The 13,383-nt window shown below is 65.9% G+C and carries 12 protein-coding genes; 5 read left to right on the top strand and 7 right to left on the bottom strand.

The window, feature by feature from the left end:
* Positions 1–169 precede the first annotated feature (169 nt).
* The 5 genes from galK to NZU74_16270 all read left to right on the top strand — a co-directional run bounded on the left by galK (position 170) and on the right by NZU74_16270 (position 5,355).
* Positions 170–1,333, top strand: coding sequence for a galactokinase (galK, locus tag NZU74_16250; protein ID MCS6882886.1), 1,164 nt, complete (start codon positions 170–172; stop codon positions 1,331–1,333).
* A 112-nt stretch (positions 1,334–1,445) separates the two neighbouring features.
* Complete coding sequence (locus tag NZU74_16255) at positions 1,446–2,393, top strand: alpha/beta fold hydrolase (GenBank protein ID MCS6882887.1); 948 nt, start codon at positions 1,446–1,448, stop codon at positions 2,391–2,393.
* Positions 2,394–2,502: 109 nt separating this feature from the next.
* A complete protein-coding gene (locus tag NZU74_16260) occupies positions 2,503–3,798 on the top strand; it encodes an insulinase family protein (protein MCS6882888.1) in 1,296 nt (431 codons plus the stop codon).
* Positions 3,788–5,062 (top strand): insulinase family protein, encoded by a 1,275-nt coding sequence (locus NZU74_16265; protein MCS6882889.1) that lies wholly within the window; start codon positions 3,788–3,790, stop codon positions 5,060–5,062. Before NZU74_16260 ends, NZU74_16265 begins: the two co-directional genes overlap by 11 nt.
* Positions 5,063–5,127: 65 nt before the next feature.
* On the top strand, positions 5,128–5,355 hold the full coding sequence (locus NZU74_16270; protein ID MCS6882890.1) for a hypothetical protein: 228 nt from the start codon (positions 5,128–5,130) through the stop codon (positions 5,353–5,355).
* Between the two features lie 175 nt (positions 5,356–5,530).
* On the opposite strand, the gene NZU74_16275 is transcribed toward NZU74_16270, so the two are convergent.
* The 7 genes from NZU74_16275 to NZU74_16305 form a co-directional block, all read right to left on the bottom strand.
* A complete protein-coding gene (locus NZU74_16275) occupies positions 5,531–6,232 on the bottom strand; it encodes a response regulator transcription factor (protein MCS6882891.1) in 702 nt (233 codons plus the stop codon).
* A gap of 181 nt (positions 6,233–6,413) precedes the next feature.
* On the bottom strand, positions 6,414–7,253 hold the full coding sequence (locus tag NZU74_16280) for a DUF4230 domain-containing protein (GenBank protein MCS6882892.1): 840 nt from the start codon (positions 7,251–7,253) through the stop codon (positions 6,414–6,416).
* A gap of 55 nt (positions 7,254–7,308) precedes the next feature.
* A complete protein-coding gene (ubiE, locus tag NZU74_16285) occupies positions 7,309–8,025 on the bottom strand; it encodes a bifunctional demethylmenaquinone methyltransferase/2-methoxy-6-polyprenyl-1,4-benzoquinol methylase UbiE (protein MCS6882893.1) in 717 nt (238 codons plus the stop codon).
* A gap of 99 nt (positions 8,026–8,124) precedes the next feature.
* Positions 8,125–8,898, bottom strand: a complete 774-nt coding sequence (locus NZU74_16290) for a class I SAM-dependent methyltransferase (GenBank protein MCS6882894.1) — start codon at positions 8,896–8,898, stop codon at positions 8,125–8,127.
* 250 nt (positions 8,899–9,148) lie between these two features.
* Entirely contained in the window at positions 9,149–10,153 is a 1,005-nt protein-coding gene (locus tag NZU74_16295) for a flippase-like domain-containing protein (GenBank protein ID MCS6882895.1), read from the bottom strand.
* Between the two features lie 4 nt (positions 10,154–10,157).
* Positions 10,158–11,081: a glycosyltransferase family 2 protein gene (locus NZU74_16300; GenBank protein ID MCS6882896.1), complete on the bottom strand. Its 924-nt coding sequence runs from the start codon at positions 11,079–11,081 to the stop codon at positions 10,158–10,160.
* Positions 11,078–13,354, bottom strand: coding sequence for a glycosyltransferase family 39 protein (locus tag NZU74_16305; GenBank protein ID MCS6882897.1), 2,277 nt, complete (start codon positions 13,352–13,354; stop codon positions 11,078–11,080). The genes NZU74_16300 and NZU74_16305 overlap by 4 nt, the downstream gene beginning before the upstream one ends.
* Positions 13,355–13,383 lie beyond the last annotated feature (29 nt).

Genomic DNA, 13,383 nt, shown 5'->3' on the forward strand with positions numbered 1-13,383 from the left:
CGGTAAATCTGAACGCGTATGGTTTCCCCGTTCTCCTGCGTCCGGGCGGGCGTTGCTCGGGCTGGTTGGCGGGAATGGGGAAACCAGGTTTCCCCATCCCCCTGCCACGGAGTGTGGTACACTAAGCCTGTTTTCTCGCATCCTACCCGCTGCGCCAGTGGAGCCTGGTATGCTCGATGTTCGCCAGTTGTACAATGCCTTCGCCACGCACTTTGGCGACCCCCCGGCACTGCTCGTGCGGGCGCCGGGGCGTGTAAATCTGATTGGCGAGCACACCGATTACAACGAGGGCTTCGTGCTGCCCATCGCCATTGATCGTGCCACCTTCGTCGCGGCGCGAGCGCGCACGGATCGCGTCATCCGCGTCTACAGCGCGCAGTTCGACGCAGAGGATCAGTTCTCTCTCGACCAGGTCGAGCGGAACCCTGATCAGCCCTGGAGCAACTATGTGCGCGGGGTGGTGAAAGGTATGCTGGCCTGCGCTCCTTCCCTGAGCGGAGCCGACCTGTCAATTGACAGCCAGGTGCCCCTCGGCGCCGGTCTCTCGTCGTCGGCGGCGCTGGAGGTGGCGGTCGCCTATGCGCTGCAATTGCTCAATGCTCTTGATCTGTCAGCTATGGAGCTGGCCTTGCTGGCGCAGGAGGCGGAGCGGAGTTTCGTCGGGATGCAGTGCGGGATTATGGACCAGTTCATGGCCGCCCTGGGAAGCGCCGGGCACGCCCTGCTCCTCGATTGCCGCGACCTGAGCTACCGGCCCATCCCTATCCCGCCGCAGGCGCGGGTGGTGGTGTGCGACAGCGGCGTGCGTCACACGCTGATGGGTTCGGAGTATAATGAACGCCGCGCTGCCTGCGAACAGGCGGTGCAACTGCTGCGTGCGCGCCTGCCGCAGATCTCCGCCCTGCGCGACGTCGCGCCCGCGCAACTCGAAGCCAATGCCGATCTCTTGCCTCAGCCAATCATCCGGCGCGCCCGGCACGTGGTGAGCGAGATCGAGCGCACCCTGGCGGCCGCCGCAGCCCTGGAGCGGGGCGATCTTGGCCGCTTTGGGGCGCTGATGGACGCTTCGCACGCCAGCCTGCGCGATGATTACGAGGTAAGCACTCCTGAGCTTGATGCGCTGGTGGAGCTCGCCCGGCGCCTGCCCGGCTGCTACGGCTCGCGCCTCACCGGCGGCGGCTTCGGCGGCAGCACGGTGAGCCTGGTGGAGGAAGCGGCCGTCGAGGGCTTTGCCGCTGAACTGGTCGCCGGCTACCGCGCGCGTCTGGGCCGCGAGGCCCACGTGCTGGTCTGCACCCCCTCCGAAGGCGTGAGCCAGGTGGCCGTATTTTGATGTGGGGCGGCGCAACCGTGCGGGGAGGGTCCGGAAGGGCAATGCTCCCTACGAGAAGACCTTTTCTCATTCGATGTGAAGCAGCCGACAGACAGGTGGAAACGAGGCGTGAATGAGCGAACATGCGCTTCGACGGCAACTCGACCTGGGCGGGCCGCTGTCACCGGTGCTGATCCCGCTGGTCCTGGGGCTGCGGCGCAAGATGCTGCTGCGAGCCGGCGCGGTGAGCGTTGAGCGCCGCCTCGCGGGCGTCAGGACGCACTGGTACCACGTTCCAGGACGACGGAACAGCGATCCGGATTTGCCGATAGTGCTCGTCCACGGCATCGCCGACAGCGCGCTGACCTGGGCCTTCACCATGCGGGGCATGGCCCGCATTGGTCCGGTCTACGCCCTCGACCTGCCGGGATTCGGGCTGAGCGGCTTCCCTCCGGGCCGGCGCTACACCACGATTGCCGAGCACACCCAGGTGCTGGCCGCGCTGCTGCGCGAGGTGGTTGGCCGGCCCGCCTTGCTGGCGGGCAACTCGATGGGCGGCTGGATCGCCCTGCGTCTCGCCCAGTTGCACCCTGAGCTGGTACGGGGCCTGGTGTTGCTGGCTCCCGGCGGGGCGCTGCTCAACGGGCGCGCCTCCTGGCAACCCTTTGTTGATGTGGTGACCGCGCCTGATCTGCGTGCCGTCCGGCGCATCTACCGCCAGATGTACGGGCGTGTGCCGCTGCCGCTCTACTTCAGCCAGCGCGCCTTCCAGTCACTCTTCCTGCGCGACCCGGTGCAGCAGTTCGTGGCCGCGGCCAGCGAGGATGAGTTTTTCACCGCCGAGGAGCTGCGCCGGATTACCCTGCCGGTCGGTCTCATCTGGGGCGAGCGCGATCGCTTTTTGCCCGTCGGTTCGTTCGAATTCTTCCGCGACAATCTGCCGGGAGCCGACGTGCTGGTGCTACGGGGCTGCGGCCATCTGCCGCAGTACGAGCGCCCCCGCGCCGTGGTGCGCTTCGTGCGCCGTTTCGCCCGGCAGCGCCTCGGCGCCCCGGCGGCGGGGGTGGCGTATACGCGCTAGGTGCGCGTGCGGCTGCGCTCCTCACCCTTCCCCGACCCCCTCCCTCTCCACCTGCAGTGGAGAGGGAGGAGTTGGGGGAGGATGAGGACTTGAACACTCAGGATCGCCCATGTCCACACCCATCCAAGCTCATACCCTCGCCAACGGCCTCCTGGTGCTCACCAGGGAGGTGCACAGCGCCCCCGTCGCCACAAGCTGGATCTGGTACCGCGTAGGCAGCCGCAACGAGCCCAGCGGCGAGACCGGTATCAGCCACTGGGTCGAGCACATGCTCTTCAAAGGCACCCCCGGCATGCCGCGCGGCGAACTGGACCGGCTGATCGCCCGCAATGGCGGGGTCTTCAATGGCTTCACCTGGATTGACTACACCGCTTACTACGAGACCCTGCCCGCTGATCGCATCGAGCTGGGGCTGCGGATCGAGTCCGACCGCATGGTCAATGCGCTCTTCGATCCCGCCGAGGTGGAGAGCGAACGCACCGTGATCATCTCCGAGCTGGAGGGCTACGCCAATTACCCCGAGACCTGGCTCGACGAGGCGGTCAAGGCCATGGCCTTTACTGTGCATCCCTACCACCACCCGGTGATCGGCTACAAGAGCGACCTGCTGGCGATGACCCGCGATGAGTTGGTTGCCTACTACCACACCTTCTACGCCCCGAACAACGCCGTGCTGGTGCTGGTGGGCGACTTCGACACCGACACGCTCTTGCGGCAGGTCGAGCAGTATTTCGGCTCCCTGCCCCGCGGTCCCGCGCTGCCTGCGGTGCGTGCGGTGGAGCCGGAGCCGCAGGGCGAGCGCCGGGTGACCATCCGCAGGCCCGGGCCGGCCCAGTACGTGCAGATCGCCTACCTGGCCCCCGATTGCCGCAACCCGGACTTCGCGCCGCTGGCGGTGCTCGACGCGGTGCTGAGCGGCGCGCGGCCCCTCAGCTTCATGGGCGGCGGCGCGCAGACCAACCGCAGCGCGCGGATCTACAAGGCGCTGGTGGAAACCGAGCTGGCCGCGGCGGCCTGGAGTTCCTACGCCCCCACTCGCGATCCGTTTCTCTTTGAGTTGAACGCCACCGTGCGCGAGGGACGCGACGCCGCCGCCGTCGAAGCGGCCCTGCTGGCCGAAATTGAGAAGATCCAGCGGGACGGGGTCACGCCTGAGGAACTGGCCAGAGTGCTCAAGCAGGTGCGAGCACAGATCGCCTACAACAACGAGAGCGTCACCGACCAGGCCCTGCAGATTGGCATGTGGGAGATGCTCGACAGCTTCCGGCGCGTCGAGACGTTGCCAGAGGAACTGGCCGCAGTGACCCCTGAGGATGTCCGGCGGGTCGCCCGGACCTATCTCACCGAACGACGCCGGGTGGTGGGCCACTTTATTCCAACGGAGGAGCAGGAAGATGGCGACTGAAGCGCGCGGCATTGCCGGGGCGACGCGCTATGTCGCCTCAAATGGCCTCGTGGCCTTGATCTACCGTAATCCGAGCGCGCCGACGGTGAGCGTGCGCGGCGAGGTGCGGGTCGGCGCGGTGCACGAGACGGCGGCGCAGAGCGGCCTGGCCGCCTTTACCGGCGCGGCCCTGATCCGCGGGGCCGGCGAGCGCACCTTTCAGCAGATCGTTACCGAGACCGAGGAGCGCGGTTGCAGCGTGAATGCCGCTGGCGGGCTGCACACCAGCGGCTTTGCCGGCAAGGCCCTGGCGGAGGATCTGCCGCTCATCCTGACCATTCTCGCCGACATGCTGGCCCGGCCAACCTTTCCGCCCCGCGAAATTGAGAAGTTGCGCGGCCAGGTTCTCACCAGCCTGCGCGAGAGCGACCAGGAGACCGGCACGCAGGCCTGGCGCGCCGCGCGGGCCTTGCTCTATCCTTCCGAGCATCCCTACAGCCGCCTCACCAGCGGCACGCTCGAGACAGTGCAGGCCCTGACGCGCGAAGACCTGGTGCGCTTCCACCAGCGCTATCATCCCGCCGCTGCCACCGTGGCGATTGTGGGCGATGTCGAGCCAGAGGCGACTATCGCCCTTCTGGAGTCCTCTCTGGGCGCCTGGCCGCCCGCGGGTTCGCCGCCAGCCCTGGATCTCCCGCCGGTTCCTCCGCTGGAGGCCGTGCTGCGCCGTGACGTGCCCATGAGCGGCAAGATCCAGTCCGACATCGTCTGGGCCGTGCACGGCCTGCGCCGGACTGACCCGGACTACTACGCGGCTATGATGGCCAACATGATCCTCGGGCGTCTGGGAATCGGGGGGCGGCTGGGTGAAAAGGTGCGTGAAGAGCAGGGGATGGCCTACTATTGCTACAGCAACCTCGATGCCGACGTGGGCGCCGGCCCCTGGTCGGCGGTAGCGGGGGTCAATCCGGCCAATGTGGAACGAGCCATCGAGGCGTTGCTGCAAGAAGTGGCCACCTTTGTCGAGCACGGCCCTGACGCCCAGGAGGTCGCCGACGCGCGCGATTATCTCACCGGCAGCCTGGTGCTGAGCCTGGAAACCAACGATGGCATTGCCGCGGCGTTGCTGGCGATTGAGCGCTTCGGGCTGGGGCTGGATTTTATTGAACGCTACCCGGCGATTATCGGGGCCATCACCGCCGATCAGATCGTTGACGTAGCCCGGCGCTACCTCTCCATCGAACGCTACGTGCTGGCGGTAGCCGGCCCCCCGGCGAGCCTTTGATAGAGAAGCCGGGTTTCCCCACGCCCCTGCCCGGGGCGGTGTTATGACGAACTGACGAGGTTGCGATGATAGTGAGCGGCACAAAGGATGCAATTCTGAACGTCGTTCAACCCATCAGCATCCACGGAACGATCCTCTACGATCTGGTCTACACCCACGTTGGCGAGACGCAACCGCGCCAGGCGCGGATCGGGGCCGAGAGCATCTACGCCGACCCGCAGCCAGGCGACGCAGTGCGCGTTACATACCTGATGAATGTGGCAACGGCTGTGGAGCGGCGTGATGGAGGTTGAAGCCGCTGCAGGCGCACTGGCCCCCGATCCGATCAGGACGCCAGATACGGCAATCCAAAATCTCAAATCCGAAATGATTATGATAGCGTTTCTCGGAAAGGTTGACCCTCAACCCTGGTAGCCCAAGCCTGGCAAGCCGCACGGCGCAGTGTCTTCAGCGGATCAAGCATTCCGGTCAGTGCTCTAATCCCCGTAGCGCGCCTGCGCCATATGACCCAAGCCAGTATCCCTGCTCCAGATCCCCGCAGAGCACGAAGGGCGCGCCTGGATCAGGCTCGACCAGCGTGCGCAGATATGTTACCGTGTCCGCGAGGCGTGTCAGCGCGTCCTGGTCGCCCGATCCCCACAGACGTTGGGCCAGCGCCGGAGCGGGGTACGGATGGCCCGGACGGGTTGCCAGCAAACTTAAGAGGGTAAATGCGTCGGGCTGCAGGTCAACCGGCTTTCCGGCACGGATTGCCCAGCGCCTTTGCGGGTCAATGTTGAGCAGTCCGATGACAAGCGCGCTGGATTGCTCGTTGCGGCGCCGGAGCTGGGCGCGAATGCGTGCCAGCAGTTCTTCGGTGCGGAAGGGACGCTGCACATAATCATCGGCGCCCAGTTCCAGCGCGCTGACTACCAGCCGATCATTGCGAGCCGGACCAATAACGATTATTGTTGCCGAACATGCCGCGCGAATGGTCGGAATATGGATCGCCTCATCAGCCGAGGGCAAGTCAAGCAGGACGAGGTCGGTCTGGCTGCGCAGCATTTCCAGGGTTTGCTGCAAGCCAACCGCCAGACTTGCTCGATAGCCTTCTTGCATCAGACGCGGCATAAGATAGTCATGAGTTCTATCGCCAAGACCGGAGATGAGAATGCTGGCAGAAGGGGCCATAAACGACATCTCAACTACCGAGCCACGCTGGCGTCGTGGATGTACTAACTGCTGAGGTCGTGTACCTGCACGGTCTTGAAGTGGGTTCCGGCAAGGCCGGGTCTTTTCGGAACCCACATTCCTCTAGGTCAAGCAACCAGATCGCTCGTTCCTCCCTGGAGGGTGCGGTTGACTATTCTGACTATGCTGGCAAGTTGCCTGGACCGGGACACGGTTCGGGCGGCGCGCTCTGCACGATGATTGTTACTCCTTCGATCAATTCCAGAAATTGCCGTATCGTAGCCTCGGCCTGCTCCGTGGCTTTGCGCAACACGCCATCTTCGCAGGCGGTGCGCAGGATCTGGGCTTCAGCTTCCTGCCGCGCCAGGGATTCCAGATCTTTGTTCTCCGGGGCGAACCAGCCCCGATTCCGGCTGTAGACTCGCGTCCCGGCGTTATCCAGGTGGCTGCTGAAGATCCGCGCGGGCGGCAACAGCACAGTGATGGTCTGCCCGTCCGGGGAAAGGGTCACGTCGGCGGCTTCGACCTCACTGAGATCGATCCCCGCTACTACTGAGCCGCGGGCGATCAGCAGCAAGGCGTCACCGGCAAAGAAATCAAACAGCGGGTTGCCCTGGCTCTGCTGTACCTCGATGACCGTCTGCACGGTATACGATGCGGTTTCAAGCCGGCTGAGGGCCTGAATGCGTTGCACCACGACGGCGCTGGAGAGCGCCGTGGGCGTCGGGGTGGCGATAATCTGGCCCAGATTGGGGGGTTGGAAGAAGCGTCCGAGGCCGCTGACGAAATGATTGAGGGCAAAGATGCCGATCAACAATGCCGCCAGGCCGCCGAGGACAAAATACAGGCTTGCCCGGGCGCACCCGCCGCCGTATCCGTTGCCGCTGAAGCTGGGACGCGGCAACATGGGCGGGTCGTAAAAGTCAACCTCATCATCAATCAGTTCGCCACGTGCTTTTCGTAGACGTTGCTGCATCAGGTTTTCGCGAGGAGGTCGTGGGTCGTAGTCCTGATCCGACATCGGTTTCAATCCTTTTAGTTGAGCCGGCATGCCGGGCCGAATGGCGTAGCGAGGCCTAAACTTTTGCGCCAACGTGAATGGCCACGGCGCCCAGACTAAGGAGGCGGTACGTCACGTGGCGCCAGCCAGCCTCGCGCATCATCGCTGCCAGACGCTCCGGCGACGGGAAGGCGCGGGCCGACTGTGGCAGATAGGTATAGGCCCGGCGATCCCCGCCGAGGATCTGCCCGATCCAGGGCACGACGCCCTCGAAGTACAACCGGTGCCCTAGCCGTACCAGCGCGTGCCTGGGGCGGGCCACTTCCAGGCAGGCCATCACGCCGCCCGGGCGCGCCACGCGGTACATTTCGCGCAAGGCCTGTGAGATATCGGTGACATTCCGCATCACAAAGCCGGTAGTGATGGCATCGAACGTATTGTCGGGGAAGGGCAGCCGCAGGGCGTCACCGCCCACGAAGGCGGCCCGCTGACCCTCCAGGCCCGCGAGTTTCTCGCGACCGGCGGCCATCATTGGCACGGTAAAATCCACGCCGACCGCAATGCCCTCGCGGGTCCACCCGGCGAGTTCAACCAAAAAGTCTCCCGTACCGGTGCCTACATCAAGGGCCCGCCCGTCAATCGGAGGAGCAACCTGCTCAACGACGCGCCGCCGCCAGTACTGGTCCAGTCCGAAGGTCATCACCCGGTTCACCCGGTCGTAGCCTGGGGCAATGCGGGTGAACATACGTTCAACATACTCCGCTTTCTCGTCGAGGGTTGGCAGTACGCTCACAGCACTCCTCACCGGGGCAGTTGCAGTTTAAAGTATCCCGCGCTGCACATCTGGACGTGGCCGGGGCCGTGCTGCTTCCCGAACACGTCGCCTGAAACTTTACCCTGGCTTGCGCGCGACCCAGAAGATGCGCTGGGCGCGCGGACCGGGGGGGTGTAGCGTGAAGCTGTCGTACAGCGCTTCGACGTGCAGTCCCGCCCGCTCCAGTAATGCCGTAACTGTTTCCGGGGGATAGGCGCACTCCACGTGCAATTCGTCGAAGCGTTCGTAGCCCTTCTTGTCGTCGCCCACAAAGCCGGTTAGCACCGTAATGTTCCGTTCCGAGGCGTCGTCGAAGTGACTGCGCTGAAGCTGCACGTAGCCATCATACTCCTGGATCACGCATTCCCCCCAGTCGTGCTCCAGGAAGTGGCGCGTGTTCAGATCCGCCACGTAGAGACCTCCGGGGGCCAGCGCGCCGGCGACGGCATGAAAGCAGGCCGCCAGATCGGCCTCGGTGGGCATGTAGTTCAAACTGTCGTAGGTGCACGTAACCAGATCGAAGGCCATCGCCGGAACCAGACCCTCAAGGTCACGCATGTCGCCATGCACCAGGCGCACGTCTTTATCTTCGCCGGCAGCCTTGGCGGCAGCCTGGGCCAGCATTGCCGCCGAACGGTCAAGGCCGGTGACCTCCCATCCATCCGCAGCCAGCAGCAGCGCCAGGGTGCCGGTGCCACAGGCGAGATCCAGGGCGCGCCGTCCGCTGACCGGATGCTGGCGCAACAGGTCGCGCAGATACTGATGAACCAGCACGGCGAAGCGGGTCTGGCCGCTCCGGTCGTAGAGCGGCGCGTAGCGCTCGTAGGGTGGGCTGAGGTGGTGCTCGTTCATGAACGCTGATCCATGCCGGCGCGGCAGAGGCCCATCGGGACGCACGCGCCAGGCCCTGACGCAGGTTCCTGGCAATAGCGCCTCCCTGTCGGACCTGAAGCATAGTCCAGAGGGTTGCGATGCAACCGACGGGGTCGGAGGGATAATTGATTACCCCCACCCCTCCAGCGGCAGTGGGGCGACGCTCCTACTATCACTGCGTATCATTACTTATCTGGGTGTATTGTAACATGGCCCTCCCCGCCGGTTGTTACGGTTCGCTCGATCCTGCCGCAGCGCTGCCATTGCTTGCGGCGTCAGTTGTTGGCGCCGAGCGGCGCGCCAGAGGGTACCAGAAGGAGAGGATAAAGCCCACCAGAATATGCTGCACATTGATCAGCAAAAAGAGCGCCGAGAGCGCCAGGGCCTGCTCGGTTTGATACCCATACGGCAGGAGCACAGCGATCAGTGCGGCGTCGCGCACACCCACGCCGGCAATTGAGATCGGCAGGACCTGTAGTACGGCAATCAGCGCCGAAACGCCCACCACCACCGCCAGGGGCGCGCGATCAAGCCCCAGGGCCAGGAAGAGCAACCAGAGCCGCAGGAAGGTGAAGGCCGCCGAGCCGAGGGAGAGCAGGGTTAGCTCGGCGACCAACGCCGGGCGCAGGCTCAGGCCGTGGAGCTGGCTGTTCCAGCGGCTCAGGGTGGCGGTGAAGCCCGGCGCGAAGCGGGGCAGCGCAACTGTCAGCATCCACGTCCGCGGGACTCGGGCCACCAGCACCGCTGTCAGCGCTGCCAGGCCCACGGCCATCACCAGCACCAGCGCCGTCTGCAATTCACGGCTGGGGAGCAGACGGCCCAGGGCGAAGATGCCCAGCGTACCGAACGCGGCCATCACCAGCAGATCGAAGAGCCGATCAATCACCACACTGAGCATGGCCGGGGCCAGCGGCTGCCCTCGATCATGCAGGTAGACCCCCTTGAGCAGGTCGCCGGCCTGTCCGGGTGTGGTGGCGCCATAAAACAGCCCGACAGTGTACAGACCGCAGGCGGTACGGAAGTCGAGCTGTAACCCCATTTCCCGCATCAGGCGCAGCCAGCGCCAGGACTTGATCAGGACGAAGGGCGGCATCAGCAGCAGCGAGAGCGCAATGGGCCAGGCTTGCGCGCTGCGCAGACTCTCCCACAGTTGCTCAAGGTTGGCATTGGCGAGGAAGAGGACAAGCAGCGCCGGGCCGAGCAGGCGCAGCAGAAGGGGAAGATACTTTTTCATGCGCTCACTCGCGCCGCTGGAAGCGTAGCGCGGCGATCTGTTCGGCGAGCAGGCCGAACATAAAGACGATAATGCCGCCAACAAACAGGGCTGCCGTCGCGTTAGGGATCTTCAGCCAGACGCCGTTGACCGCCACGCTGGCGATATAGGCCAGCAGGCTCAACAAAAACATGCCCAGGGCGATCGGAAAGTAGACCCGCAGGGGCGCGAACAACGAGATGATCCGCAGGATGATCAGCCCGAATCGGACCCCGTTCTTGAAGAGCTTCTGGCCGCTCCGCCCGCCCAGGCGCCGCTGGCCCTCGATGCTCACGAAGCCCACGCAGTAGCCGGCCTTGAGCAGGCTCAGGGTGCTGGTGGTGGGGTAGGAGTAGCGATTGGGGAGCAGGTGCAGGAACTCCATAATCACCTCGCGGCGCATGGCCCGGTAGCCGCTGGTCAGGTCGCGCACCTCGGCCTCAACCAGGTAGGCCCCGAGCGCGTCCAGCGCGCGGTTGCCGAGGCGGCGCGCCAGCGTGTCGCCCTGGGTTTCGGGGGTGCGCGCGCCGACGACCATATCATAGCCGGCGGCGATGCCATCGAGCAGATCGGGGATGTAACGCGGGTCCATCTGGCCGTCGGCGTCCATCAGCAGGATGACCTCGCCGCTGGCGCGCCGAATGCCGGTTTTAACGGCGGCGCCGTTGCCCCGGTTGACCGGATGGCGCTCGACGCGCGCCCCGGCGGCCAGCGCCGCGGCGGCGGTTCCATCGTGGGAGGCGTCGTCCACCACCAGGATCTCGGCGTCGGGCAGGGCGGCGCGCACGCGCTGCACCACGGCCCCGATGTTGTGGGCCTCATTGAAGGCGGGGATCACCACGCTGACGGTGAAGGGGTAGGTTCGCGGCGCTTCGGGCCGGGAGGTTGCTTCTGGAATGGCCAGGCTCATGGCTGTTCCTGGACGCTGGCCGGAGACGCCGGTTGCTCCACGGCCACGTCGCTGATCATCACGCTGAGCACGCGCGCGTCGCCGCTGGCGCGGTTGATCTGCACGGGAATGAAGGTCGGCGCCTCCAGCCGGAGCGTCAACTGGTCGGCGCCGCTCAGGCTGGCGGGTACGGCGATGCGGTAGACGCGCCACTCTCCGCCGCGTACTGGCAGGGTCATGCGCTCCTCGCCAAGCATCAGGCGCAACGGCGTATCGCCGGGCAAACCTCCTGCCATGCGCAGCCGCAGCACTGCGCCCGCGCTCAGCGCTTCAGGCAGGGGCAGACGAATGATGCCCCGGTTCTGCAACCAGCGGTAGGTGCGCGAGGCGTCCCCGCCCGCGGGCAGTTGCTCGCCGAAGGAGAAGCCGTCGAGGTAGCCGAAGTCAAGCCCATTGCCCAGGCGCAGGGCAGTGAGCGGCGGGGGACGCAGCCACTCCATAGCCAGTTTCTGTACATCCTCGCCCGCCCGCACCTCGGCGTCTTCGAAGAAGAGCCGCGCCAGTTCGTGGTTGCCCTGCGCCCGCGCCAGCGCCCCGCGCACCACGTCGCCGCGATGGGTGTGGCGCGTGCCGAGGGCTTCCCAGCCCTGATCGTAGTCGCCCAGTTCCAGGTAGAGCAGCGCCAGTTCGGCGCGCCCATCAACGAAGTCCGGGTCGGCAGCGAGCATGCGCTCATAGGCCGCGATCGCGCCGGGGTAATCGCCCTGGCGATAGGCGCGCACCGCCGCGGCGCGATGCCACTCCCGTTGCGCGCCAGCGGCAATGATCCGCGGGTAATCGCGATAGCTGAAGACCAGGAACAGGAACCCCGCGCAGAGGAGCATGCCCGCCACGCCCCACGGGGAGCGCAGGTAGGCCCGGGCCGCGGCCCGCGCCGCCGCCGCATCGCGCCGCCGGAGGGCCAGCCAGTTCCACAACGCCCCCAGCGTCGCCGCGCCGTAGAGGGCCATGAACAGCCAGATCGGCAGCAGATAGCGCGGCTCGACATGGATGAGCATCACCGTCAGGCAGGAGTAGGCGATCCAGCCCAGCGCCAGCAGCCGGAAGCCGCCTTCGCGCGGGCGCGCGGCCAGGGCGAACGTGCTCGCCGCGCTGAAGATCAGCCAGAGCAGGTCACCCACGGCGCCGATGATCCACACCTCACGCAGCGGGCGGGTGAAGAAGCTGACCTTAACGAAGTAATCCTCGATGAACTGCGCCTTCCAGATGTGCTGGAAATGGGGCCAGAAATTGCGTGTGAGCCGCCACGGCTCCTCGTTCAGAATACGGCGGATGTCGGCGCTCACGAAGTCCTGCCGCTCCTCCTGGGGAATGGCGGCCAGAATGGCCTTGGCCTCGCCTTCGCCCCGGCCAGCGTTCACTGCGTCGCTCATTGCCATCCACAGATTCACCGGCCCCAGGGTGTCAATGATGATCAACCGGTTATAGGTGACGTAGTTCCGCGCCGTCCACGGGGCGATGAGCGCCGCGAAGGGCAGCAGAAAGATCGCCGCGGCGACCGCGAAGCGCCGCAGCCAGGACCAGAGCCGCGCCGCGCCGGATGGGCGCCGGTCGCCGGGCGCCGTCTCCCACAGCAGGAACCCCAGCACAAAGACTGCGGCGTAGAGCGCTGGCGAGCGGGCCAGGGCCGCCACGGCCAGCGCCGCCCCCGCGCCGGCCAGCCAGGGCCAGCGCCGGCTGTCGCGCCAGCGCACCAGCGCCCAGCAACTCAGCGCCAGGGCGAAGAAGAAGAGCGGCTCGCTGAGGATCAGCGCCGGCAGTTCCACCAGCGGAAACCAGACCGCCAGCACCGTGGCGAAGATCAGCCCCGCCCGGCGACTGAACAGGCGCCGGGCCATGTCGTAGCCTACGGGAACGAGAAGCAGCGAGAGCGCCACCTGCACGCCGCGGATTATAGCAATGCCCAGAGGCGGATCCCCCAGGATCATCGCCGTTTTCAGCATCGCGGCGAAGAAAAACACATGTCCGGGCGGCCGGATGAGCCACGAGTTGTCTACGTATTCTCCGGTGGCGGCCAGACGGAGCGCCCGCTGGTAGTAATCGCCGTCATCGGCTGCCGAGAAGCGCGGATCGATGTCATTGACGGCGATGAACCAGAGCCGCAATCCCAGTCCCAGCAGCACCAGCGCCGCCAGGTACAGCGCGGCGGCCGAAACGCGCGGCAGCGCCACTGCGATGCCGCGGGTCGCTCCGCTTGCCTTGCCGCCGGAGGTTGCTGCCTGTGCCGTGTGCATGCCGTTACTTCGAAGTTCCCTGTGGGCCA

Source organism: Chloroflexaceae bacterium, assembly GCA_025057155.1.
Lineage (GTDB): Bacteria > Chloroflexota > Chloroflexia > Chloroflexales > Chloroflexaceae > JACAEO01.

What these genes read in the sequence shown, in the direction of transcription:
- NZU74_16255 (MCS6882887.1), top strand. Translation starts at nt 1,446, where the DNA reads ATGAGCGAACATGCGCTTCGACGGCAACTCGACCTGGGCGGGCCGCTG.
- NZU74_16260 (MCS6882888.1), top strand. Translation starts at nt 2,503, where the DNA reads ATGTCCACACCCATCCAAGCTCATACCCTCGCCAACGGCCTCCTGGTG.
- NZU74_16280 (MCS6882892.1), bottom strand. Translation starts at nt 7,253, where the DNA reads ATGTCGGATCAGGACTACGACCCACGACCTCCTCGCGAAAACCTGATG.
- galK (MCS6882886.1), top strand. Translation starts at nt 170, where the DNA reads ATGCTCGATGTTCGCCAGTTGTACAATGCCTTCGCCACGCACTTTGGC.
- NZU74_16300 (MCS6882896.1), bottom strand. Translation starts at nt 11,081, where the DNA reads ATGAGCCTGGCCATTCCAGAAGCAACCTCCCGGCCCGAAGCGCCGCGA.
- NZU74_16290 (MCS6882894.1), bottom strand. Translation starts at nt 8,898, where the DNA reads ATGAACGAGCACCACCTCAGCCCACCCTACGAGCGCTACGCGCCGCTC.
- NZU74_16305 (MCS6882897.1), bottom strand. Translation starts at nt 13,354, where the DNA reads ATGCACACGGCACAGGCAGCAACCTCCGGCGGCAAGGCAAGCGGAGCG.
- NZU74_16270 (MCS6882890.1), top strand. Translation starts at nt 5,128, where the DNA reads ATGATAGTGAGCGGCACAAAGGATGCAATTCTGAACGTCGTTCAACCC.
- NZU74_16295 (MCS6882895.1), bottom strand. Translation starts at nt 10,153, where the DNA reads ATGAAAAAGTATCTTCCCCTTCTGCTGCGCCTGCTCGGCCCGGCGCTG.
- NZU74_16275 (MCS6882891.1), bottom strand. Translation starts at nt 6,232, where the DNA reads ATGGCCCCTTCTGCCAGCATTCTCATCTCCGGTCTTGGCGATAGAACT.
- NZU74_16265 (MCS6882889.1), top strand. Translation starts at nt 3,788, where the DNA reads ATGGCGACTGAAGCGCGCGGCATTGCCGGGGCGACGCGCTATGTCGCC.